The sequence below is a fragment of the Modestobacter italicus genome, from assembly GCF_000306785.1.
In the GTDB taxonomy this organism is placed as follows: domain Bacteria; phylum Actinomycetota; class Actinomycetes; order Mycobacteriales; family Geodermatophilaceae; genus Modestobacter; species Modestobacter italicus.
Genome location: NC_017955.1, coordinates 4,899,579 through 4,919,949, shown reverse-complemented (window position 1 = coordinate 4,919,949; position 20,371 = coordinate 4,899,579). Strand labels below are relative to the sequence as shown.

Here is a 20,371-nt window from a genome sequence, read left to right as displayed (position 1 = left end):
ACACCTTTCGAAAAGAAGCGAAGAACTAGCCCCGGAAAGGGGTACATCGAGTGCTCGACGTCAACTTCTTCGACGAACTGCGCATCGGTCTGGCCAGCGGAGACGACATCCGCCAGTGGTCACACGGTGAGGTGAAGAAGCCCGAGACCATCAACTACCGCACGCTCCGTCCGGAGAAGGACGGTCTCTTCTGCGAGAAGATCTTCGGTCCCACCCGGGACTGGGAGTGCTACTGCGGCAAGTACAAGCGTGTCCGCTTCAAGGGCATCATCTGCGAGCGCTGCGGCGTCGAGGTCACTCGCGCCAAGGTGCGTCGTGAGCGGATGGGCCACATCGAGCTGGCCGCGCCGGTCACCCACATCTGGTTCTTCAAGGGCGTCCCCTCGCGCCTGGGCTACCTGCTCGACCTGGCGCCCAAGGACCTCGAGAAGATCATCTACTTCGCCGCCTACATGATCACCTCCGTCGACGACGAGGCGCGTCACCGCGACCTGCCGACCGTCGAGGCCGAGATCAGCGCGGAGAAGCACAACCTCGAGTCCCGCCGCGACGCCGACGTGGAGGCCCGCCAGCAGAAGCTGGAGGCCGACCTCGCCGAGCTCGAGGCCGAGGGTGCCAAGTCCGACGTGCGCCGCAAGGTCCGCGAGGGTGGCGAGCGCGAGATGCGCCAGCTCCGCGACCGGGCGCAGCGGGAGATCGACCGCCTCGAAGAGGTGATGGACACCTTCCGCAAGCTCGAGGTCAAGCAGCTCATCGCCGACGAGGGCCTCTACCGCGAGCTGCGCGACCGCTTCGGTGAGTACTTCGAGGGCGGCATGGGTGCCGCGGCGCTGCAGAAGCTGCTCGCCGGCTTCGACCTCGACGCCGAGGCCGTCTCGCTGCGCGAGACCATCCGCAGCGGCAAGGGCCAGCGCAAGCTGCGGGCCCTCAAGCGGCTCAAGGTCGTCGCGGCGTTCCAGCAGACCCAGAACTCGCCCATGGGCATGGTGCTGGACTGCGTCCCGGTCATCCCGCCGGACCTGCGCCCGATGGTGCAGCTCGACGGTGGCCGCTTCGCCACCAGCGACATGAACGACCTGTACCGCCGGGTGATCAACCGGAACAACCGGCTCAAGCGGCTGCTCGACCTGGGCGCGCCGGAGATCATCGTCAACAACGAGAAGCGGATGCTCCAGGAGTCCGTGGACGCGCTGTTCGACAACGGCCGGCGCGGCCGTCCGGTCACCGGTCCGGGCAACCGCCCGCTGAAGTCCCTGAGCGACCTGCTCAAGGGCAAGCAGGGCCGGTTCCGGCAGAACCTGCTGGGCAAGCGCGTCGACTACTCCGGCCGTTCGGTCATCGTCGTCGGCCCGCAGCTCAAGCTGCACCAGTGCGGTCTGCCCAAGCAGATGGCGCTGGAGCTGTTCAAGCCCTTCGTGATGAAGCGGCTCGTGGACCTCAACCACGCGCAGAACATCAAGTCCGCCAAGCGGATGGTGGAGCGCGCGCGGCCGGTCGTGTGGGACGTGCTCGAGGAGGTCATCACCGAGCACCCGGTGCTGCTGAACCGTGCACCGACGCTGCACCGCCTGGGCATCCAGGCCTTCGAGCCACAGCTGGTCGAGGGCAAGGCCATCCAGATCCACCCGCTGGTCTGCACCGCCTTCAACGCGGACTTCGACGGCGACCAGATGGCGGTGCACCTGCCGCTGTCGGCCGAGGCGCAGGCCGAGGCCCGCATCCTCATGCTGTCCAGCAACAACATCCTGAGCCCGGCCGACGGTCGTCCGATCACCGCGCCGACCCAGGACATGGTGCTGGGCCTCTACCACCTCACGACCCTCGCCGGGTCCGCTGAGCTGGCCGAGGGCGAGCGGGCCCGGGCGTACTCCACGACCGCCGAGGCGATCATGGCGTTCGACCAGGGTGCGCTGGGTCTGCAGGAGCGGGTGACCATCCGGCTGGACGAGGTCTTCGGCGTCGACAACGGGCCCAACGACCCGTGGGTCGCGCCCGAGGACTGGGAGCCCGGTCAGCCGGCGCTCATCTCGACCAGTCTGGGCCGGGTCCTGTTCAACGAGGCCCTGCCCGAGGACTACCCGTTCGTCAACTACCAGGTGCCGAAGAAGGCGCTGGGCGCGATCGTCAACGACCTCGCCGAGCGCTACCCCAAGGTGCAGGTGGCGGCGACGCTGGACGCCCTCAAGTCGGCCGGCTTCCGCTGGGCGACCCGCTCGGGTGTCACGATCGCCATCGACGACGTCGTCACCCCGCCGGTCAAGCAGTCGATCCTGGACCGGCACGAGGACGAGGCCCGCAAGATCGAGCGCCAGTACGAGCGCGGCGTCATCACCGACGCCGAGCGTCGTTCGGAGCTCATCGAGATCTGGACCCGTGCCCGCGCCGAGGTCAGCCAGGCCATGGTGGACAACTTCCCGACCACCAACCCGGTCTGGGTCATGGTCAACTCCGGCGCCCGCGGCAACATGATGCAGATCAGCCAGATCGCCGGCATGCGCGGCCTGGTGGCCAACCCGAAGGGCGAGATCATCCCGCGGCCGATCAAGGCCAACTTCCGGGAGGGTCTGTCCGTGCTGGAGTACTTCATCTCCACGCACGGTGCCCGCAAGGGCCTGGCGGACACCGCGCTGCGGACCGCCGACTCCGGGTACCTCACCCGCCGGCTGGTCGACGTCTCGCAGGACGTCATCATCCGCGAGGAGGACTGCGGCACCGAGCGCGGCGTGATCATGCCGATCGGCACCGTGCTCGACGGCAAGGTCACCCGGGACGCCCACGTGGAGACCAGCGTGTACGCACGTGCGCTGGCCGCTGACGTGGTCGCCTCCAACGGCACGCTGATCGCGCAGGCCGGCGCCGACCTGGGCGACGTCCTCATCGCCCAGCTGGTCGACGCCGGGGTGTCCGAGGTCAAGGTCCGCTGCGTGCTCACCTGCGAGTCGCTGCTGGGCACCTGCGCCACCTGCTACGGCCGGTCGCTCGCGTCCGGCAAGCTCGTGGACGTCGGCGAGGCGGTCGGCATCATCGCCGCCCAGTCGATCGGTGAGCCCGGCACGCAGCTGACGATGCGCACCTTCCACACCGGTGGTGTGGCCGGTGCCGACATCACCCACGGCCTGCCGCGCGTGGTGGAGCTCTTCGAGGCCCGCGTCCCCAAGGGCAAGGCCCCGATCGCCGAGCTCGCCGGCAGCGTCCGGATCGAGGACGGCGACCAGTTCCGGAAGCTGACCATCACCCCGGACGACGGCTCCGACGAGGTCGTCTACGACAAGCTGTCGCGTCGCTCGCGGCTGCGGGTCGAGGACGGCGGCCACGTCGAGGTCGGCGAGCAGCTGACCGAGGGTGCGGTCGACCCGCACGAGGTGCTGCGGATCATGGGCCCGCGCGAGGTGCAGCTGCACCTGGTCCGCGAGGTCCAGGAGGTCTACCGCAGCCAGGGTGTGTCGATCCACGACAAGCACATCGAGGTGATCATCCGGCAGATGCTGAAGCGGGTGACCATCATCGACTCGGGCGCGACGGAGTTCCTGCCCGGTGCGCTGGTCGAGCGGACGATCTTCGAGACCGAGAACCGTCGGGTCGTGTCCGAGGGTGGCGAGCCGGCCTCGGCCCGCCCGGTCCTGATGGGGATCACCAAGGCGTCGCTGGCGACGGAGTCGTGGCTGTCCGCGGCCTCGTTCCAGGAGACGACCAAGGTGCTCACCGACGCCGCGATCCAGGGCAAGAGCGACAGCCTGCTCGGGCTCAAGGAGAACGTGATCATCGGCAAGCTGATCCCGGCCGGTACTGGGATCAGCCGCTACCGGAACATCACGGTCGAGCCCACTGAGGAGGCGCGCGCCGCCGTCTACACCATGGCCGGCTACGACGACGGGCAGTACTACAGCCCGGACGTCTTCGGTCAGGGCACGGGCGAGGCCGTCCGCCTCGAGGAGTACGACTGGCGCTGATGCGCTGAGTGAGTGACGAGAGGGCCCCGGGAGCAACTGCTCCCGGGGCCCTCTTTGCTTCCGTCCGCCGTCACGTGACGGAACGCCCGGGTGTCCCGGGGCCCACCAGAGGTCAGCCGGCCAGGCGGCGCATGGTCTCCACGGTGCGGAGGCGGTTCTCGCGGCTGTCGTCCATCGGCTGCACGTTGATCGTGGTGACCCCGGCCGCGGCGAAGGCCGCGATCCGCTCGGCGACGTAGGACTCCGGCCCGATCAAGGACGTCGCCCGCACCAGGTCGGCCGGCACGGCCGCGGCCGCCTCGTCCTTGCGCCCGGCCAGGTAGAGGTCCTGGATGGTCTCCGCCTCGGCCTCGTAGCCGTAGCGGCGGGCCAGGTCGTTGTAGAAGTTCTTGCCCTTGGCGCCCATGCCGCCGACGTAGAGGGCGATCCCCGGCCGGACGGCCTCGATCAGGTGGTCTACGTCCTCACCGATCGCCACCGGGACACCGACGACGACGTCGAGGTCGCCCAGCGCAGGGTCGCGCTTGGCCCGACCCGCCGCGAGCGAGGCGCCCCAGACCTCGTCGGCGCGCTCCGGGTGGAAGAAGATCGGCTCCCACTTCTCGGCGATCTCGGCGGCCAGCTCGACGTTCTTCGGGCCGAGCGCGGCCAGCAGCACCGGGATCCGGTCCCGGACCGGGGTGTTGATCAGCTTGAGCGGCTTGCCCAGGCCGGTGCCCTGGTCGGCCGGCAGCGGCACGGTGTACTTCGGGCCGGCGTGCTCCAGCCGCTCCCGGCGCCACACCTGCCGGCAGATCTCGATGATCTCGCGGGTGCGCTGCAGCGGGGCGTCGTAGGGGACACCGTGCCAGCCCTCGATGACCTGAGGGCCCGACGCCCCGAGGCCCAGGGTGAACCGGCCGTCCGAGACGAAGTCCAGCCCCGCAGCGGTCATCGCGATGAGCGCCGGCGTGCGGCTGTAGATGGGGAAGATGCCGCTCATCAGCTCGACCCGCTCGGTGACGGCCGCCAGGTAGCCCAGCTGGCTCACCGCGTCGAACGTGTAGACCTCGGCGACCATGGCGACGTCGAGCCCGGCGGCCTCCAGGTCGCGGATCGCCGCCGCCGTCTGCTTGAAGTCCCCGCTGTAGCTGGCCTGGATCCCGATGCGCATCCGCGGAGGCTACCGGTCGCGCAGGGGCTTGGGCGTCCCTACAGCGGGCGGACGGTGCCGATCACGTGCGTCACGACGCGGACGCCGTCGACGTCCCGCGGCACCCGGCTGCCGACGCCTGCCTCGGTCAGGTCGACCCGGACGACGTACTCGGCGTCCTGCCGCGCCAGCCCGACCGCCGCGACGCCGGGGTCGGCGGCGAGGCGGGCGGCCAGCGCGGTCTTGGCGGCCCGGGCACTCGCGCGGTCGGTCATCGCCCCATGATGCGCTCCTCAGCCCGCGCTGGACACCCACTCCACCCCGAGCTCGCGCAGCACTGTGGCCAGCGGGTTGGCGAAGGTGACCCCGCCGCCCGCGCTGCCGCCCTCGGTGGAGCCGGCGAACAGCAGCCCCAGGGGAGCGCGGTCGCGGCTGCGCCAGATCACCGAGCCGCTGTCGCCGCCGGCGCTGAACGCCCCGGTGAGGCCCTCGATCTCCACCTGGTCGTCGAAGGTGTGCACGCCGTCGTCGTACTGGACCCCCACGCCGTCGACCTCCACGGCGGTGATCCGGCCGCGGGTGTGGCCGGTCGTGCGGCCCAGCTTCTCCACCAGCTCGTCGGGGTCGACGTCGTCCGGGGCGGCGACGGCGGGCAGCAGGGCGCCCCCGGGGTAGTCGGCGGGGTCGGCCGCCACACCGGCGTCCAGGGCGGCGACCGCGGCGTCGACCAGGTTGCCGGGATCGGCGCTCAGCCTGACGAAGGCCGCCAGCGTCCCGACCCGGTCCTCGGGTGTGCCGCCGTCGGCCACCCCGGGCTGCAGCACCGGGTCGCCCTCGGTCGCCGCGTCGCTGTTGGCCAGGACGTGGTTGTTGGACAGCTCCAGGAGCCCCTCGCTGCCCGGCCGGCGGACGAACCCGCCCAGGGTCCCGGCCGAGACGTCGGGGTGGCTGACCGACAGGCCCGGCCGGAGCGGGCGCACCCGCTGCTGCAGCTCGGTCGGGGTGTACCCGGTGGGGGAGGACAGCGGGCGCACCGGCCCTATCACCCGGACGTCGACCTCCGCCCGGGCCGCAGCATCGAGACCGGCGAGCACCACGTCGGCGTCGGCCTGCTCGACGAGCCGGATCGCCAGGTGGACCTGACCGCCACCCACCGGGGCGAGGCCGAGCGCCACGCCGCTCCACCGGGTGGCGCCGCCCAGGGAGCTGGCGACCGCGGTGGGCGCCTCGGTCAGCCGCTGGGACAACCGGGCCTTCAGTTCACGGGCGGAGTCGGGGAGCACGGCGGTACCTCCGGGCAGCTGGGCGGGTCACGGCCTGGGAGCCGGTCGTGAGCGGTTCACCACCGACGGTAGGGCCGGGGTCCGACAGGAGCAGCCCGAGCAGGGTCGGTGCGGGGACGCGGCGAGCGCGCGGGGTGTTCCCGGCCACGGGCGCCGTCCGGTACCTTCCCGGCAGGGACCTCCCGGCACCTCCCCGCGCCCAGCGCGCACGGGGGAATGGTCCACCACCGGTCGCGGTTGGTACCAGGCAGACCGGCTGGTCCGGTGCGCGGCAGCATGTCGACCCGGCTTTGACCGGGTCGAGAGGGCCGGGTACTGTGGTCAGCTGTGCCCAGGGTGTCCTGGGCCTGCTCCTGTTCGCGGTGCACCTCGACGCCCACGGTCCTCTCGACCGGCCGGCCGACAGGGGCCACGCCCGTCCACGACGGGGCCATCGCAAGGTGGTGTGGCCGCGCCGAACGGCGAGGGGCGACGAGTCCGGCTCGATCAGCTGGCCGGTTCTCGCGAGGGGCAACACGCCCGAGCGCGGGGGCCGGACGGTGGGTCACGGCCAGAATCGGACGGGCCGGGCGACCGGGCACACACAGGCACGCACCACATCCACAGCACGACCCAGCGCAGGTAGGAGATCCAGGCCACCCATGCCCACGATCAACCAGCTGGTCCGCAAGGGCCGCGAGGACAAGGTCGAGAAGACCAAGACCCCGGCGCTCAAGGGTTCTCCCCAGCGCCGCGGGGTGTGCACCCGCGTGTACACCACGACCCCGAAGAAGCCGAACTCGGCGCTGCGCAAGGTCGCCCGCGTCCGGCTGACCAGCGGCATCGAGGTGACCGCCTACATCCCGGGCGTCGGCCACAACCTGCAGGAGCACTCCATGGTGCTCGTGCGCGGCGGCCGCGTGAAGGACCTGCCGGGCGTGCGCTACAAGATCATCCGCGGCTCGCTGGACACCCAGGGCGTCCGCAACCGCAAGCAGGCTCGCAGCCGGTACGGCGCGAAGAAGGAGAAGAGCTGACATGCCTCGCAAGGGACCCGCTCCCCGTCGTCCGCTCGTCGCCGACCCGGTGTACCAGTCGCCGCTGGTGACCCAGCTGGTGAACAAGGTGCTCGTCGACGGCAAGCGCTCGGTCGCCGAGGCGATCGTCTACGGCGCCCTCGAGGGCGTCCGTGCCAAGAACGACACCGACCCGGTGGTCACGCTCAAGCGGGCGCTGGACAACGTCAAGCCGGCCCTCGAGGTCCGCAGCCGCCGCGTCGGTGGTGCGACCTACCAGGTGCCGATCGAGGTCCGCGCCTCCCGCAGCACGACCCTCGGCCTGCGCTGGCTCATCCAGTACAGCCGCGGCCGTCGCGAGAAGACGATGACCGAGCGCCTCATGAACGAGCTGCTGGACGCCAGCAACGGTCTGGGCGCCGCGGTCAAGCGTCGCGAGGACACCCACAAGATGGCCGAGTCGAACAAGGCCTTCGCGCACTACCGCTGGTGACGGCAGTCCACCAGCAGCCGCTGCCCGCGGTGACCCCGGGCGATCCCCGAGCACCGCGCGCGGACGAGGAAGAAGAGGAGTGACGTAATGGCCCAGAACGAGGCCCAGCTCGCCAAGACCCGCAACATCGGGATCATGGCGCACATCGACGCCGGCAAGACGACCACGACCGAGCGGATCCTCTTCTACACCGGCATCAACTACAAGATCGGTGAAGTCCACGACGGCGCGGCCACGATGGACTGGATGGAGCAGGAGCAGGAGCGCGGCATCACCATCACGTCGGCCGCGACGAAGTGCTCCTGGAACGGTCACGACATCAACATCATCGACACCCCCGGGCACGTCGACTTCACCGTCGAGGTGGAGCGGTCGCTGCGGGTGCTCGACGGTGCGGTCGCGGTCTACGACGGCGTCGCCGGCGTGGAGCCGCAGACCGAGCAGGTGTGGCGTCAGGCGGAGAAGTACGGCGTCCCGCGCATGTGCTTCGTCAACAAGCTCGACCGCACCGGTGCCGACTTCTTCCGCTGCGTGGACATGATGGTCGAGCGGCTCGCCGCCAACCCGCTGGTCCTGCAGCTGCCCATCGGTGCCGAGGCCGACTTCATCGGCGTCGTGGACCTGGTCAAGATGCAGGCCCTGACCTGGCGCGGCGAGACCGCGATGGGTGAGGACTACGCGGTCGAGGAGATCCCGGCCGAGCTCGCCGACCAGGCCGCCGAGTACCGCGAGAAGCTGCTCGAGAACATCGCGGACTTCGACGACTCGCTGATGGAGGACTACCTCGGCGGCGAGGAGATCACCGTCGACCGGCTGAAGGCGGCCATCCGCAAGGCCACCATCGCCGGCCAGGTGAACCCGGTCCTCACCGGCACCGCGTTCAAGAACAAGGGCGTGCAGCCCCTGCTCGACGGTGTCGTGGACTACCTGCCCAGCCCGCTGGACATCGAGGCGATCGTCGGCACCGCGCTCGACGGCGAGACCGAGGTCCTGCGGCACGCCGACGAGAACGAGCCGTTCTCGGCGCTGGCCTTCAAGATCCAGACCGACCAGCACCTCGGCAAGCTGACCTACATCCGGGTCTACTCCGGCAAGCTCGACGCGGGCTCCCCGGTGCTGAACAGCACCAAGGACCGCAAGGAGCGGGTCGGCAAGATCTACCAGATGCACGCGAACAAGCGCGAAGAGCGTGCGGGCGTGGGCGCCGGCGAGATCGTGGCCGTCAACGGGATGAAGCAGACGACGACGGGTGACACCCTCTGCGACCCGCAGAGCCCGGTCATCCTCGAGTCGATGACCTTCCCCGCGCCGGTCATCTCGGTGGCCATCGAGCCGAAGACCAAGGGCGACCAGGAAAAGCTGGGCACCGCGATCCAGAAGCTCGCCGAGGAGGACCCGACCTTCCAGGTCCGCCTGGACGAGGAGACCGGCCAGACCGTCATCTCCGGCATGGGCGAGCTCCACCTGGAGATCCTGGTCGACCGGATGCGGCGCGAGTTCCGCGTCGAGGCCAACGTCGGCAAGCCGCAGGTGGCCTACCGCGAGACGATCCGCAAGCGGGTCGAGAAGGTCGACTACACCCACAAGAAGCAGACGGGTGGGTCCGGCCAGTTCGCCAAGGTCCAGGTCACGATCGAGCCCCTCGAGGTCGCGGCCGACGGCCCGACCTACGAGTTCGAGAACGCCGTCACCGGTGGTCGCATCCCGCGGGAGTACATCCCCTCGGTCGACGCCGGCATGCAGGACGCCATGCAGTACGGCATCCTCGCGGGGTACCCGATGGTCGGCGTGAAGGCGACGCTGATCGACGGTCAGTACCACGAGGTCGACTCCTCGGAGATGGCCTTCAAGATCGCCGGCTCGATGGTCTTCAAGGAGGCCGCTCGCAAGGCCAGCCCGGCCCTGCTCGAGCCGCTGATGGCCGTCGAGGTCGTCACCCCCGAGGACTACATGGGTGACGTCATCGGCGACCTGAACTCCCGCCGCGGGACCATCCAGGCGATGGAGGAGCGCTCCGGCGCCCGCGTCGTCCGGGCCCTGGTGCCGCTGTCGGAGATGTTCGGCTACGTGGGCGACCTGCGCAGCCGCACCCAGGGACGGGCGAGCTACACCATGGTGTTCGACTCGTACGCCGAGGTCCCGGCCAACGTCGCCAAGGAGATCATCGCCAAGGCGACTGGCGAGTAACGAACCGCCGGCCGCGGGTGACCCCCGCGGCCGGCGAGCACCGCCCGCACCCACAGACTCGCGTACGACTGCGAACCACACGAAGAGAGGAACCCAGTGGCCAAGGCCAAGTTCGAGCGGACCAAGCCGCACGTCAACATCGGCACCATCGGGCACATCGACCACGGGAAGACGACGCTGACCGCGGCGATCACCAAGGTCCTGCACGACAAGTACCCGAACCTCAACGAGGCGTCCGCGTTCGACCAGATCGACAAGGCGCCCGAGGAGAAGGCCCGTGGGATCACGATCTCGATCGCCCACGTGGAGTACCAGACCGAGAACCGGCACTACGCGCACGTCGACTGCCCCGGGCACGCCGACTACATCAAGAACATGATCACCGGTGCCGCGCAGATGGACGGCGCGATCCTGGTGGTCGCGGCGACCGACGGCCCGATGCCGCAGACCAAGGAGCACGTGCTCCTGGCCCGCCAGGTCGGCGTCCCCTACATCGTCGTGGCGCTCAACAAGGCCGACATGGTCGACGACGAGGAGATCCTCGAGCTCGTCGAGCTGGAGGTCCGCGAGCTGCTGAGCGAGTACGAGTTCCCGGGCGACGACGTCCCCGTGGTCCGCGTCTCCGCGCTCAAGGCCCTCGAGGGCGACGCCGAGTGGGGCGACAAGCTCATGGAGCTCATGGACGCCGTCGACTCGGCCATCCCCGAGCCCGAGCGTGAGATCGACAAGCCGTTCCTCATGCCCGTCGAGGACGTCTTCACCATCACCGGCCGCGGCACCGTCGTGACCGGTCGCGTGGAGCGCGGCATCGTCAAGGTCTCCGAGGAGATCGAGATCGTCGGCATCCGCCCGACCTCGTCGAAGACGACGGTCACCGGTGTCGAGATGTTCCGCAAGCTGCTCGACCAGGGCCAGGCCGGTGACAACGTCGGTCTGCTGCTGCGCGGCATCAAGCGCGAGGACGTCGAGCGCGGTCAGGTCGTCGTGAAGCCGGGTTCCATCACCCCGCACACGAACTTCGAGGGCTCGGTCTACATCCTCTCGAAGGACGAGGGCGGCCGGCACACGCCGTTCTTCAACAACTACCGCCCGCAGTTCTACTTCCGCACCACGGACGTCACCGGCGTCGTCACGCTGCCCTCGGGCACCGAGATGGTCATGCCCGGCGACAACACCGAGATGACGGTCGAGCTGATCCAGCCCATCGCCATGGAGGAGGGCCTCCGGTTCGCCATCCGTGAGGGTGGCCGCACCGTCGGCGCCGGCCGGGTCGTCAAGATCAACAAGTGACACCCTGACGGGCGGCGGCCGATCACCGGCCGCCGCCCGTCACCCGGGTCGGGAGACCCGGCCCCCGGGTCAACAGACCCACACGAACTTTCACAACCGATCGGCAGGAGCGAAGACAACCGATGGCGGGACAGAAGATCCGCATCCGGCTGAAGGCCTACGACCACGAGGCGATCGATGCCTCGGCGCGGCGCATCGTGGACACGGTGACGAAGACCGGAGCGCGCGTCGTCGGCCCCGTGCCGCTGCCGACGGAGAAGAACGTGTACTGCGTCATCCGCTCGCCGCACAAGTACAAGGACTCGCGCGAGCACTTCGAGATGCGTACGCACAAGCGGCTCATCGACATCCTCGACCCGACGCCGAAGACGGTCGACGCGCTGATGCGCATCGACCTGCCGGCCTCGGTCGACGTCAACATCCAGTAAGGGCTGTCCCAGACATGGCGAGCACATTCCGTGGGCTCCTCGGCGAGAAGCTGGGGATGACCCAGGTCTTCGACGAGAACAACCGCATCGTGCCGGTGACCGTCGTCAAGGCGGGCCCGTGCGTGGTCACGCAGGTCCGCACCCCCGAGGTCGACGGCTACTCCGCCGTCCAGCTCGGCTTCGGCGCGATCGACCCCCGCAAGGTGAACAAGCCCGAGGGCGGGCACTTCGCCAAGGCGGGCGTGACGCCGCGGCGGCACGTGGTCGAGCTGCGCACGAAGGACGCGAGCGACTACACGGTCGGCCAGGAGCTGACCGTCGACGTCCTCACCGACGTGGCGAAGGTCGACGTCATCGGCACCAGCAAGGGCAAGGGCACCGCTGGTGTCATGAAGCGTCACGGGTTCAAGGGCCTGGGCGCAGGGCACGGCGTGCAGCGCAAGCACCGTTCCCCGGGCTCCATCGGTGGCTGCGCCACCCCGGGCCGGGTCTTCAAGGGCATGCGCATGGCCGGCCGCATGGGCGCGGTCACCACGACCACGCTGTCGCTGAAGGTGCACGCGGTCGACGCCGAGAAGGGCCTCGTGCTGATCAAGGGCGCCGTCCCCGGCCCCCGTGGTGGGCTGCTGCTGGTCCGCTCGGCGGTCAAGGGCGGTCCCGTGGGGAGTGACACCAAGTGAGCCAGTCCATCGCTGAGTCCAAGGCGCAGGCCCGGACCGACCGCGAGGTCCCGGTCCGCAACGCCGCCGGCGAGAGCACCGGCAGCGTGACGCTGCCCGGCGAGCTCTTCGACGCCAACGCCAACGTGTCGCTGATGCACCAGGTCGTGGTGGCCCAGCTGGCCGCCGCGCGCCAGGGCACCCACTCGACCAAGACGCGCGCCCAGGTCAGCGGTACGGGTGCCAAGCCCTACCGCCAGAAGGGCACCGGTCGGGCCCGCCAGGGTTCGCTGCGCGCCCCGCAGTTCTCCGGTGGTGGCGTCTCGCACGGCCCGGTGCCGCGCAACTACGACCAGAAGACCCCCAAGAAGATGAAGGCCGCCGCCCTGCGCGGTGCCCTCTCCGACCGGGCCCGCGAGGACCGCGTGCACGTGGTCTCCGCCTTCGTCGAGGGCGACGCCCCGTCGACCAAGGCCGCGATCAAGGTGCTGGACGCGGTCACCGCCGCCAAGCGCGTGCTCGTGGTGCTCGACCGGGACGACGTCCTCAACTGGGTGAGCCTGCGCAACGTGCCGCGGGTCCACCTCATCGAGGCCGGCCAGCTGAACACCTACGACGTGCTCGTCGCCGATGAGGTGGTCTTCACCGAGACCGCGCTGGCCGAGTACGTCTCCGGTCCGGCCCGCGGCCAGGACGCCGGCGTCGAGAAGCCGGACCTGACCACGCCGGACGTCCCGGGTGCGATCCCGTCGATCGAGCCCGTCGTGGGCACGACCGACCTCGACCTGACGACCGATGACACCGAGGAGAAGGCATGAGCGTCCGCGACCCCCGGGACGTCCTGCTGTCCCCGGTGATCTCCGAGAAGAGCTACGGCCTCCTCGACGAGAACAAGTACACGTTCATCGTGCGGCCCGACGCCAACAAGACCCAGATCAAGATCGCTGTGCAGCAGGTCTTCAACGTGAAGGTCCTCGCCGTGAACACGATCAACCGTCAGGGGAAGAGGAAGCGCTCGAAGGGCGCTGTGATGGGGAAGCGCAAGGACACCAAGCGCGCCATCGTCTCCGTGGCCCCCGGCGACCGCATCGAGCTCTTCGGGGGCCCGGGCGCCTGACGGCACCCGGACCCACCGATCGGACCAGAGGACTCTGAGGAACCATGGCCATCCGTAAGTACAAGCCGACGACGCCGGGCCGCCGCGGCTCGTCCGTCGCCGACTTCGCCGAGGTCACCCGCGACCACCCCGAGAAGTCGCTGGTCCGGCCGCTGCACGGTCGCGGCGGGCGCAACGTCCACGGGCGTGTGACCGCGCGGCACCAGGGCGGCGGGCACAAGCGCGCCTACCGGCTGATCGACTTCCGCCGGGCGGACAAGGACGGCGTGCCGGCGAAGGTCGCGCATATCGAGTACGACCCGAACCGCACCTCGCGGATCGCGCTGCTGCACTTCGCCGACGGGGAGAAGCGCTACATCATCGCCCCGGCGAAGCTGAAGCAGGGCGACACCGTCGAGTGCGGGCCCGCGGCCGACATCAAGCCCGGCAACAACCTGCCGCTGCGCAACATCCCGGTCGGCACCGTCGTGCACGCCATCGAGCTGCGGCCCGGTGGCGGGGCGAAGATCGCCCGCTCCGCCGGCACCAGCGTCCAGCTGGTCGCCCGCGAGGGCCGCTTCGCCCAGCTGCGCATGCCCTCCGGCGAGATCCGCAACGTCGACGTCCGCTGCCGCGCCACCATCGGCGAGGTCGGCAACGCCGAGCAGTCCAACATCAACTGGGGCAAGGCCGGCCGCATGCGGTGGAAGGGCAAGCGCCCCACCGTCCGCGGTGTCGCCATGAACCCGGTCGACCACCCGCACGGTGGTGGTGAGGGCAAGACCTCCGGTGGTCGCCACCCGGTGAACCCCAAGGGCAAGCCGGAAGGCCGGACGCGCAAGCGGAAGGCCAGCGACGCCATGATCGTCCGCCGCCGGCGTACGAACAAGAAGCGCTGAGCGGGTAGAGGAGTCCGACAGACATGCCACGCAGCCTCAAGAAGGGCCCGTTCGTCGACGACCACCTGCTCGCCAAGGTGGACGCACAGAACGACAAGGGCACCAAGACCGTCATCCGCACCTGGTCGCGGCGCTCGACGATCATCCCCGACATGCTCGGGCACACGATCGCCGTGCACGACGGCCGCAAGCACGTCCCGGTGTTCGTCACCGAGGCGATGGTCGGGCACAAGCTCGGCGAGTTCGCGCCCACGCGCACCTTCCGTGGGCACATCAAGGACGACCGCCGGTCGCGGCGCGGCTGACCCGGTAGAGAAGAGATCCTCACATGACTTCCCAGTTGGGACAGGAGACGCCGACCGCCCGGGCCACCGCCCGGTTCGTCAGCGTCACCCCCATGAAGGCCCGCCGGGTGGTGGACATGATCCGCTACCTGCCGACCGACGAGGCCCTCGCTCTGCTGCGTTTCGCGCCGCAGACCGCGAGCGAGCCGGTGGCCAAGGTCGTCGGCAGCGCCGTCGCCAACGCAGAGCACAACCTGCGCCTGGACCCGGCCGCGCTCGTCATCAGCGCCGCCTACGTCGACGAGGGCCCCACGCTCAAGCGGATCCGTCCGCGTGCGCAGGGCCGGGCGTTCCGCATCAACAAGCGGACCAGCCACATCACCGTCGAGGTGTCGGAGGTGAGCTCGAGCGCCGAGCTCGCCCAGCGTTCCCGCAAGGCACGTCGGGACACGGGCCAGTCCGGCCCGGCGACCCAGCAGAAGAGCAACACGAGGGGAGGGACCCGCTAGTGGGTCAGAAGGTCAACCCGCACGGGTTCCGGCTCGGCATCACCACCGACTACAAGTCCCGGTGGTACGCGGACAAGCTGTACGCGGACTACGTCAAGGAAGACGTGGCCATCCGCAAGCTCATGGGCAAGGGCATGGAGCGCGCCGGCATCTCGAAGGTGGAGATCGAGCGCACCCGTGACCGCGTCCGCGTGGACATCCACACCGCCCGCCCCGGAATCGTCATCGGCCGCCGCGGCGCCGAGGCCGACCGCATCCGCGGCGAGCTCGAGAAGCTCACCGGCAAGCAGGTGCAGCTGAACATCCTCGAGGTGAAGAACCCCGAGTCCGATGCGCAGCTGGTCGCCCAGGGCGTCGCCGAGCAGCTCTCCAGCCGGGTCAGCTTCCGCCGTGCCATGCGCAAGGCGATGCAGTCCGCGCAGCGCTCGCCGCAGGTCAAGGGCATCCGGGTGCAGTGCTCCGGTCGCCTCGGCGGCACGGAGATGAGCCGGTCGGAGTTCTACCGCGAGGGTCGCGTGCCGCTGCACACGCTCCGCGCGAACATCGACTACGGCATCTACGAGGCCCGCACCACCTTCGGCCGCATCGGCGTCAAGGTGTGGATCTACAAGGGCGACGCCAGCGGCTCGCGCGCCGAGCGGGAGGCCCTCGAGGCCCTCGCCCAGCGTCAGCAGCGCCGTGAGCGGGCCCAGCGCCCGCAGCGCCGTTCGGGCTCGTCGGGCACCACCGCCGGCGGGACCGAGGCAGGTCGCGCCGCGGCCGAGGGCACCACCGCTCCGGCGGAGGACGCCGTCGCCGCCACCTCGGGCGACGTCCCCGTGGAGCAGACCGTCGCCCAGGCCGCCGGTGCCGAGGGCACCGCGACCGCCGAGGCGGCCGGTACCGAGAACACCGCGCCAGAGCAGGGGGCCTGACACCATGCTGATCCCTCGCCGGGTCAAGCACCGCAAGCAGCACCACCCGGACCGCACCGGGCGGGCCAAGGGCGGGACCGCGATCAACTTCGGTGACTTCGCGATCCAGGCCCTCGAGCCCGCGTACGTCACGAACCGGCAGATCGAGTCCGCTCGTATCGCCATGACCCGCCACATCAAGCGTGGCGGCAAGGTGTGGATCTCGATCTACCCCGACCGTCCGCTGACCAAGAAGCCGGCCGAGACCCGCATGGGCTCCGGCAAGGGCTCGCCGGAGTGGTGGGTGGCCAACGTGAAGCCGGGCCGGATCATGTTCGAGCTGTCCGGTGTGGCCGAGCCGGTGGCCCGCGAGGCCATGCGCCGCGCGATCCACAAGCTGCCCATGAAGTGCCGCTTCATCACTCGTGAAGGAGAGGTGTGATGGCCGCCGGACTGACTGCGCCCGAGCTGCGCGAGCTGTCCGCCGACGAACTGGCCACCCGGCTGCGTGAGTCGCGCGAAGAGCTGTTCAACCTGCGGTTCCAGGTGGCCACCGGCCAGCTGGACAACAACCGGCGACTGCAGACCGTCCGCCGTGACATCGCTCGGATCTACACGATCATGCGCGAGCGCGAGCTGGGTCTCTCGGTCGCCCCGAACGAGGGTGTGGCATGAGCGAGAGCGAGCAGACGGCGGCCGCCAGCGGCCCGGGTCTGGCCGGCCGCGGCTACCGCAAGGTCCGCGAGGGCCTGGTCGTCAGCGACAAGATGGAGAAGACCATCGTCGTCGAGGTCGAGGACCGCGTGAAGCACGGCCTGTACGGCAAGGTCCTGCGCCGCACCAGCAAGCTGAAGGCGCACGACGAGGAGAACACCGCCGGCATCGGCGACCGGGTGCAGATCATGGAGACGCGCCCGACCTCCGCCACCAAGCGGTGGCGGCTGGTCTCGGTCGTCGAGCGGGCCAAGTAGGCAGTTCGGGACCGGCCTCCCCAGGCCGGTCAGCCAGGAGTACCCTGGACGACTGGCGCGCCCTCCGGTGCGCGCCACATCCCGGTACCCGTGCTCGGACGCACCGGCAGCATGCTGCCGGTGCGTCCGCACGTGGGTGCCGGACAGCCGGTTCACCGATCCGGTCCGGCTGTCGCCACTCGAGTTTCAGGAGCAGGAAGTGATCCAGCAGGAGTCGCGACTGCGAGTCGCCGACAACACGGGTGCCAAGGAGATCTTGTGCATCCGCGTGCTCGGCGGGTCGGGGCGGCGCTACGCGGGCATCGGTGACGTCATCGTCGCCACCGTCAAGGACGCGCTGCCCGGCGCCGGCGTCAAGAAGGGCGATGTGGTCAAGGCCGTCATCGTCCGCACGGTCAAGGAGCGCCGTCGTCCCGACGGTTCCTACATCCGCTTCGACGAGAACGCCGCGGTGATCATCCGCGACAGCGGCGACCCGCGCGGCACGCGCATCTTCGGCCCCGTGGGCCGGGAGCTCCGTGACAAGCGCTTCATGCGGATCATCTCGCTCGCTCCGGAGGTGCTGTGATCATGACCGACCACGCCAGCGGGAAGACCCCGTCGATGAAGGTCAAGAAGGGCGACCAGGTCGTCGTCCTGTCCGGCAAGGACAAGGGAGCCAAGGGCCGCGTCATCGCCGCCTTCCCGAAGACCCAGAAGGTCCTGGTCGAGGGCATCGGCCGGGTGAAGAAGCACACCCGGATCAGCACCTCCCAGCGCGGTGCCCAGCAGGGCGGGATCGTCACGCAGGAGGCGGCCGTGCACGTGAGCAACGTGATGGTCATCGACTCCGAGGACAAGCCGACCCGGGTCGGCTACCGCAAGGACGAGGAAGGCCGCAGCATCCGGGTCTCGCGGCGCACCGGTAAGGACCTCTGAGCATCATGAGCGCACCCACCCGCGAGCTGCCCCGCATGCTGGCCCGCTACCGCGAGGAGATCGCTCCCGCGCTGCTGTCGGAGTTCGGCTACTCGAACGTCATGCAGATCCCCGGCCTGGTCAAGATCGTCGTCAACATGGGCGTCGGCGAGGCCACCCGGGACGCCAAGCTGATGGACGGCGCGGTCCGCGACCTCACCGCCATCACCGGCCAGAAGCCCGCCGTCGTCCGGGCCCGCAAGTCCATCGCGCAGTTCAAGCTGCGCGAGGGCATGCCCATCGGCGCGAAGGTCACCCTCCGCGGTGACCGGATGTGGGAGTTCCTGGACCGGCTGCTGTCGCTGGCCCTGCCCCGCATCCGTGACTTCCGCGGCCTGAACCCCAAGCAGTTCGACGGTCACGGCAACTACACGTTCGGTCTGACCGAGCAGTCGATGTTCCGCGAGATCGACGTCGACAAGATCGACCGGCCGCGTGGCATGGACATCACGCTGGTCACCACCGCCACCACCGACGAGGAGGGCCGCGAGCTGCTGTCGCTGCTCGGCTTTCCCTTCGCCGGCCAGACCGTCGTGAACGCGACCCGCTGACGCGGTCTGCGTAGAAGCTCCAGGAGACCCAGAGATGGCCAAGAAGGCTCTTGTCAACAAGGCGGCGCGCACGCCGAAGTTCAAGGTGCGCGGCTACACCCGCTGCCAGCGCTGCGGTCGCCCGCACGCCGTGTTCCGCAAGTTCGGCCTGTGCCGGATCTGCGTCCGCGAGATGGCCCACGCCGGCGAGCTGCCCGGCGTGACCAAGTCCAGCTGGTGACGCACCCCGCTGCCGCCCACCCCCGTGGTGGGCGGCGGCGGGGCCGGGCCAGCAGCACCACCGACCAACCGGTCACCTGAGAACGCACCACCGATCGCCGAAGGCCCTGCGCCAAGTCTCCGAGACCCAGCGCGTGCGGAACCGCGGCGAGAGAGGCACCACTCACCCATGACGATGACCGACCCGATCGCGGACATGCTCACGCGGCTGCGGAACGCCAACCAGGCGTACCACGACGCAGCTGCCATGCCGTCGTCGAAGCTCAAGACGCACATCGCCGAGATCCTCCAGAAGGAGGGTTACATCGGCGGCTGGACCGTCAACGACGTCGAGGTGGACGGCCACATCCGCAAGGAGCTCGTGGTCTCCCTCAAGTACGGCCCCAACCGCGAGCGCAGCATCGCCGGCGTCCGTCGGGTCTCCAAGCCCGGCCTGCGTGTCTACGCCAAGTCGACCGCCCTGCCGAAGGTGCTCGGCGGCCTCGGGGTGGCGATCATCTCCACCTCCACCGGGCTGCTGACCGACAAGCAGGCGACCAAGAAGGGCGTGGGTGGGGAAGTCCTCGCCTACGTCTGGTAAGAGGAGCGAGCAGACATGTCACGGATCGGACGACTCCCGATTCCGGTGCCCAGCGGTGTGGACGTCGCCATCGACGGGCGCACGGTCAACGTCTCGGGCCCGAAGGGGAAGCTCAGCCACACGGTGGCTGCTCCCATCACCGTCGAGCGCGGTGAGGAGGGCACGCTGCTGGTGCAGCGTCCCGACGACGAGCGCGAGAGCCGGGCCCTGCACGGCCTGTCCCGCACGCTCATCGCGAACATGATCACCGGCGTCACCCAGGGCTACGACAAGACCCTGGAGATCGTCGGCGTCGGCTACCGCGTGCAGGCCCGCGGGTCGGACCTCGAGTTCGCCCTCGGCTTCAGCCACCCGGTCGTCGTGAAGGCCCCCGAGGGGATCTCCTTCACCGTCGAGGCCCCCACCCGCCTGCGGGTGACCGGCATCGACAAGCAGCAGGTCGGCGAGGTCGCGGCCAAGATCCGCAAGATCCGCAAGCCCGACCCGTACAAGGGCAAGGGCGTGCGGTACCAGGGCGAGGTCGTCAAGCGCAAGGTCGGGAAGACGGGCAAGTGATGGCACAGGCAGCCAAGACCGAGAAGGGTGCCCGGGTGCACAAGCCCGTCGGCACCGACGTCAGCACCGCGCGCCGCGTCTCGCGGCTGCGGCGCCACAACCGCCTGCGCAAGCGGGTGGGTGGCACGCCGGAGCGCCCGCGCCTGGTCGTCAAGCGCAGCTCCCGGCACATCCACGTCCAGGTGGTCGACGACACGGTCGGCCGCACCCTGGCCAGCGCGTCGACGATGGACGCCAGCCTGCGGGGGAGCGAGGGCGACAAGTCCACGCTGGCCCGCCAGGTCGGTGCCCTGGTCGCCGAGCGCGCCAAGGCCGCCGGCATCGACGCGGTCGTCTTCGACCGCGGCGGCAACCGGTACGCCGGTCGCATCGCGGCGCTCGCCGACGGTGCCCGCGAGGGTGGGCTGGACTTCTGATGACCACCATTTCTGAACTGATCG

The 20,371-nt window shown here is 69.8% G+C and carries 26 protein-coding genes; 23 read left to right on the top strand and 3 right to left on the bottom strand.

Annotation, left to right across the window (positions count from 1 at the left end; all coding sequences use genetic code 11):
- The first annotated feature begins 50 nt into the window (after positions 1 to 50).
- Entirely contained in the window at positions 51 to 3,950 is a 3,900-nt protein-coding gene (locus MODMU_RS23345; protein ID WP_014742866.1) for a DNA-directed RNA polymerase subunit beta', read from the top strand.
- A gap of 112 nt (positions 3,951 to 4,062) precedes the next feature.
- Here MODMU_RS23345 and MODMU_RS23340 read toward each other — a convergent pair whose 3' ends face one another.
- The 3 genes from MODMU_RS23340 to MODMU_RS23330 are packed head-to-tail and all read right to left on the bottom strand — an operon-like array spanning position 4,063 to position 6,365.
- The gene (locus MODMU_RS23340) at positions 4,063 to 5,103 is read right to left on the bottom strand and encodes an LLM class F420-dependent oxidoreductase (protein ID WP_014742865.1); all 1,041 of its coding nucleotides are present in this window, start codon (positions 5,101 to 5,103) and stop codon (positions 4,063 to 4,065) included.
- Positions 5,104 to 5,141: 38 nt separating this feature from the next.
- Complete coding sequence (locus tag MODMU_RS23335; protein ID WP_014742864.1) at positions 5,142 to 5,357, bottom strand: hypothetical protein; 216 nt, start codon at positions 5,355 to 5,357, stop codon at positions 5,142 to 5,144.
- 18 nt (positions 5,358 to 5,375) lie between these two features.
- Positions 5,376 to 6,365 carry a chymotrypsin family serine protease gene (locus tag MODMU_RS23330; RefSeq protein WP_014742863.1) on the bottom strand — a complete coding sequence of 330 codons (990 nt, stop codon included), beginning with the start codon at positions 6,363 to 6,365 and terminating at the stop codon, positions 5,376 to 5,378.
- 641 nt (positions 6,366 to 7,006) lie between these two features.
- Between MODMU_RS23330 and rpsL the strand changes: the two genes are divergently transcribed.
- The 22 genes from rpsL (at position 7,007) to rplR (ending at position 20,347) form a co-directional block, all read left to right on the top strand.
- Positions 7,007 to 7,381 carry a 30S ribosomal protein S12 gene (rpsL, locus tag MODMU_RS23325; protein ID WP_012950487.1) on the top strand — a complete coding sequence of 125 codons (375 nt, stop codon included), beginning with the start codon at positions 7,007 to 7,009 and terminating at the stop codon, positions 7,379 to 7,381.
- 1 nt (position 7,382) lies between these two features.
- Positions 7,383 to 7,853, top strand: coding sequence for a 30S ribosomal protein S7 (gene rpsG, locus MODMU_RS23320; protein WP_026844857.1), 471 nt, complete (start codon positions 7,383 to 7,385; stop codon positions 7,851 to 7,853).
- Positions 7,854 to 7,940: 87 nt separating this feature from the next.
- Positions 7,941 to 10,040 carry an elongation factor G gene (gene fusA / locus MODMU_RS23315; RefSeq protein WP_014742861.1) on the top strand — a complete coding sequence of 700 codons (2,100 nt, stop codon included), beginning with the start codon at positions 7,941 to 7,943 and terminating at the stop codon, positions 10,038 to 10,040.
- 96 nt (positions 10,041 to 10,136) lie between these two features.
- Positions 10,137 to 11,330 carry an elongation factor Tu gene (gene tuf / locus MODMU_RS23310; protein ID WP_014742860.1) on the top strand — a complete coding sequence of 398 codons (1,194 nt, stop codon included), beginning with the start codon at positions 10,137 to 10,139 and terminating at the stop codon, positions 11,328 to 11,330.
- A 122-nt stretch (positions 11,331 to 11,452) separates the two neighbouring features.
- A complete protein-coding gene (gene rpsJ / locus MODMU_RS23305; protein ID WP_014742859.1) occupies positions 11,453 to 11,758 on the top strand; it encodes a 30S ribosomal protein S10 in 306 nt (101 codons plus the stop codon).
- A gap of 14 nt (positions 11,759 to 11,772) precedes the next feature.
- Positions 11,773 to 12,438 (top strand): 50S ribosomal protein L3, encoded by a 666-nt coding sequence (gene rplC / locus MODMU_RS23300; RefSeq protein ID WP_026844855.1) that lies wholly within the window; start codon positions 11,773 to 11,775, stop codon positions 12,436 to 12,438.
- Entirely contained in the window at positions 12,435 to 13,235 is an 801-nt protein-coding gene (gene rplD, locus MODMU_RS23295) for a 50S ribosomal protein L4 (protein WP_014742857.1), read from the top strand. The genes rplC and rplD overlap by 4 nt, the downstream gene beginning before the upstream one ends.
- Positions 13,232 to 13,534, top strand: a complete 303-nt coding sequence (gene rplW, locus MODMU_RS23290) for a 50S ribosomal protein L23 (RefSeq protein ID WP_014742856.1) — start codon at positions 13,232 to 13,234, stop codon at positions 13,532 to 13,534. The genes rplD and rplW overlap by 4 nt, the downstream gene beginning before the upstream one ends.
- Positions 13,535 to 13,578: 44 nt before the next feature.
- A complete protein-coding gene (gene rplB / locus MODMU_RS23285; protein ID WP_014742855.1) occupies positions 13,579 to 14,412 on the top strand; it encodes a 50S ribosomal protein L2 in 834 nt (277 codons plus the stop codon).
- A gap of 23 nt (positions 14,413 to 14,435) precedes the next feature.
- The gene (rpsS, locus tag MODMU_RS23280) at positions 14,436 to 14,717 is read left to right on the top strand and encodes a 30S ribosomal protein S19 (RefSeq protein ID WP_014742854.1); all 282 of its coding nucleotides are present in this window, start codon (positions 14,436 to 14,438) and stop codon (positions 14,715 to 14,717) included.
- Between the two features lie 23 nt (positions 14,718 to 14,740).
- Positions 14,741 to 15,205 (top strand): 50S ribosomal protein L22, encoded by a 465-nt coding sequence (rplV, locus tag MODMU_RS23275; protein ID WP_014742853.1) that lies wholly within the window; start codon positions 14,741 to 14,743, stop codon positions 15,203 to 15,205.
- Positions 15,205 to 16,119 carry a 30S ribosomal protein S3 gene (rpsC, locus tag MODMU_RS23270; protein WP_014742852.1) on the top strand — a complete coding sequence of 305 codons (915 nt, stop codon included), beginning with the start codon at positions 15,205 to 15,207 and terminating at the stop codon, positions 16,117 to 16,119. Before rplV ends, rpsC begins: the two co-directional genes overlap by 1 nt.
- Positions 16,120 to 16,123: 4 nt before the next feature.
- Positions 16,124 to 16,540, top strand: coding sequence for a 50S ribosomal protein L16 (gene rplP, locus MODMU_RS23265; protein ID WP_014742851.1), 417 nt, complete (start codon positions 16,124 to 16,126; stop codon positions 16,538 to 16,540).
- Positions 16,540 to 16,773, top strand: coding sequence for a 50S ribosomal protein L29 (rpmC, locus tag MODMU_RS23260; protein ID WP_014742850.1), 234 nt, complete (start codon positions 16,540 to 16,542; stop codon positions 16,771 to 16,773). The genes rplP and rpmC overlap by 1 nt, the downstream gene beginning before the upstream one ends.
- Positions 16,770 to 17,069: a 30S ribosomal protein S17 gene (rpsQ, locus tag MODMU_RS23255; RefSeq protein ID WP_014742849.1), complete on the top strand. Its 300-nt coding sequence runs from the start codon at positions 16,770 to 16,772 to the stop codon at positions 17,067 to 17,069. The genes rpmC and rpsQ overlap by 4 nt, the downstream gene beginning before the upstream one ends.
- Positions 17,070 to 17,268: 199 nt before the next feature.
- Positions 17,269 to 17,637, top strand: a complete 369-nt coding sequence (gene rplN / locus MODMU_RS23250) for a 50S ribosomal protein L14 (protein WP_026844850.1) — start codon at positions 17,269 to 17,271, stop codon at positions 17,635 to 17,637.
- Positions 17,638 to 17,639: 2 nt separating this feature from the next.
- On the top strand, positions 17,640 to 17,987 hold the full coding sequence (gene rplX / locus MODMU_RS23245) for a 50S ribosomal protein L24 (RefSeq protein ID WP_014742847.1): 348 nt from the start codon (positions 17,640 to 17,642) through the stop codon (positions 17,985 to 17,987).
- A gap of 5 nt (positions 17,988 to 17,992) precedes the next feature.
- Positions 17,993 to 18,577, top strand: a complete 585-nt coding sequence (gene rplE / locus MODMU_RS23240) for a 50S ribosomal protein L5 (protein WP_014742846.1) — start codon at positions 17,993 to 17,995, stop codon at positions 18,575 to 18,577.
- A gap of 34 nt (positions 18,578 to 18,611) precedes the next feature.
- Entirely contained in the window at positions 18,612 to 18,797 is a 186-nt protein-coding gene (locus MODMU_RS23235; protein ID WP_014742845.1) for a type Z 30S ribosomal protein S14, read from the top strand.
- 168 nt (positions 18,798 to 18,965) lie between these two features.
- The gene (gene rpsH, locus MODMU_RS23230) at positions 18,966 to 19,376 is read left to right on the top strand and encodes a 30S ribosomal protein S8 (protein WP_014742844.1); all 411 of its coding nucleotides are present in this window, start codon (positions 18,966 to 18,968) and stop codon (positions 19,374 to 19,376) included.
- A 15-nt stretch (positions 19,377 to 19,391) separates the two neighbouring features.
- Entirely contained in the window at positions 19,392 to 19,931 is a 540-nt protein-coding gene (rplF, locus tag MODMU_RS23225; RefSeq protein WP_041795568.1) for a 50S ribosomal protein L6, read from the top strand.
- A complete protein-coding gene (gene rplR, locus MODMU_RS23220) occupies positions 19,931 to 20,347 on the top strand; it encodes a 50S ribosomal protein L18 (RefSeq protein WP_014742842.1) in 417 nt (138 codons plus the stop codon). Before rplF ends, rplR begins: the two co-directional genes overlap by 1 nt.
- The last annotated feature ends 24 nt before the right edge of the window (positions 20,348 to 20,371 follow it).

Excerpts from the sequence above, each read along its gene's own strand:
- rpsG (WP_026844857.1), top strand. The coding sequence starts at position 7,383 with ATGCCTCGCAAGGGACCCGCTCCCCGTCGTCCGCTCGTCGCCGACCCG.
- rpsS (WP_014742854.1), top strand. The coding sequence starts at position 14,436 with ATGCCACGCAGCCTCAAGAAGGGCCCGTTCGTCGACGACCACCTGCTC.
- rpsL (WP_012950487.1), top strand. The coding sequence starts at position 7,007 with ATGCCCACGATCAACCAGCTGGTCCGCAAGGGCCGCGAGGACAAGGTC.
- rplE (WP_014742846.1), top strand. The coding sequence starts at position 17,993 with ATGAGCGCACCCACCCGCGAGCTGCCCCGCATGCTGGCCCGCTACCGC.
- rplR (WP_014742842.1), top strand. The coding sequence starts at position 19,931 with ATGGCACAGGCAGCCAAGACCGAGAAGGGTGCCCGGGTGCACAAGCCC.
- rplP (WP_014742851.1), top strand. The coding sequence starts at position 16,124 with ATGCTGATCCCTCGCCGGGTCAAGCACCGCAAGCAGCACCACCCGGAC.
- rplV (WP_014742853.1), top strand. The coding sequence starts at position 14,741 with ATGACTTCCCAGTTGGGACAGGAGACGCCGACCGCCCGGGCCACCGCC.
- fusA (WP_014742861.1), top strand. The coding sequence starts at position 7,941 with ATGGCCCAGAACGAGGCCCAGCTCGCCAAGACCCGCAACATCGGGATC.
- rpsJ (WP_014742859.1), top strand. The coding sequence starts at position 11,453 with ATGGCGGGACAGAAGATCCGCATCCGGCTGAAGGCCTACGACCACGAG.
- rpsH (WP_014742844.1), top strand. The coding sequence starts at position 18,966 with ATGACGATGACCGACCCGATCGCGGACATGCTCACGCGGCTGCGGAAC.
- MODMU_RS23335 (WP_014742864.1), bottom strand. The coding sequence starts at position 5,357 with ATGACCGACCGCGCGAGTGCCCGGGCCGCCAAGACCGCGCTGGCCGCC.
- rplW (WP_014742856.1), top strand. The coding sequence starts at position 13,232 with ATGAGCGTCCGCGACCCCCGGGACGTCCTGCTGTCCCCGGTGATCTCC.
- rplF (WP_041795568.1), top strand. The coding sequence starts at position 19,392 with ATGTCACGGATCGGACGACTCCCGATTCCGGTGCCCAGCGGTGTGGAC.
- rplC (WP_026844855.1), top strand. The coding sequence starts at position 11,773 with ATGGCGAGCACATTCCGTGGGCTCCTCGGCGAGAAGCTGGGGATGACC.
- rpsQ (WP_014742849.1), top strand. The coding sequence starts at position 16,770 with ATGAGCGAGAGCGAGCAGACGGCGGCCGCCAGCGGCCCGGGTCTGGCC.
- rplX (WP_014742847.1), top strand. The coding sequence starts at position 17,640 with ATGACCGACCACGCCAGCGGGAAGACCCCGTCGATGAAGGTCAAGAAG.
- rpmC (WP_014742850.1), top strand. The coding sequence starts at position 16,540 with ATGGCCGCCGGACTGACTGCGCCCGAGCTGCGCGAGCTGTCCGCCGAC.
- MODMU_RS23235 (WP_014742845.1), top strand. The coding sequence starts at position 18,612 with ATGGCCAAGAAGGCTCTTGTCAACAAGGCGGCGCGCACGCCGAAGTTC.
- MODMU_RS23340 (WP_014742865.1), bottom strand. The coding sequence starts at position 5,103 with ATGCGCATCGGGATCCAGGCCAGCTACAGCGGGGACTTCAAGCAGACG.
- rplB (WP_014742855.1), top strand. The coding sequence starts at position 13,579 with ATGGCCATCCGTAAGTACAAGCCGACGACGCCGGGCCGCCGCGGCTCG.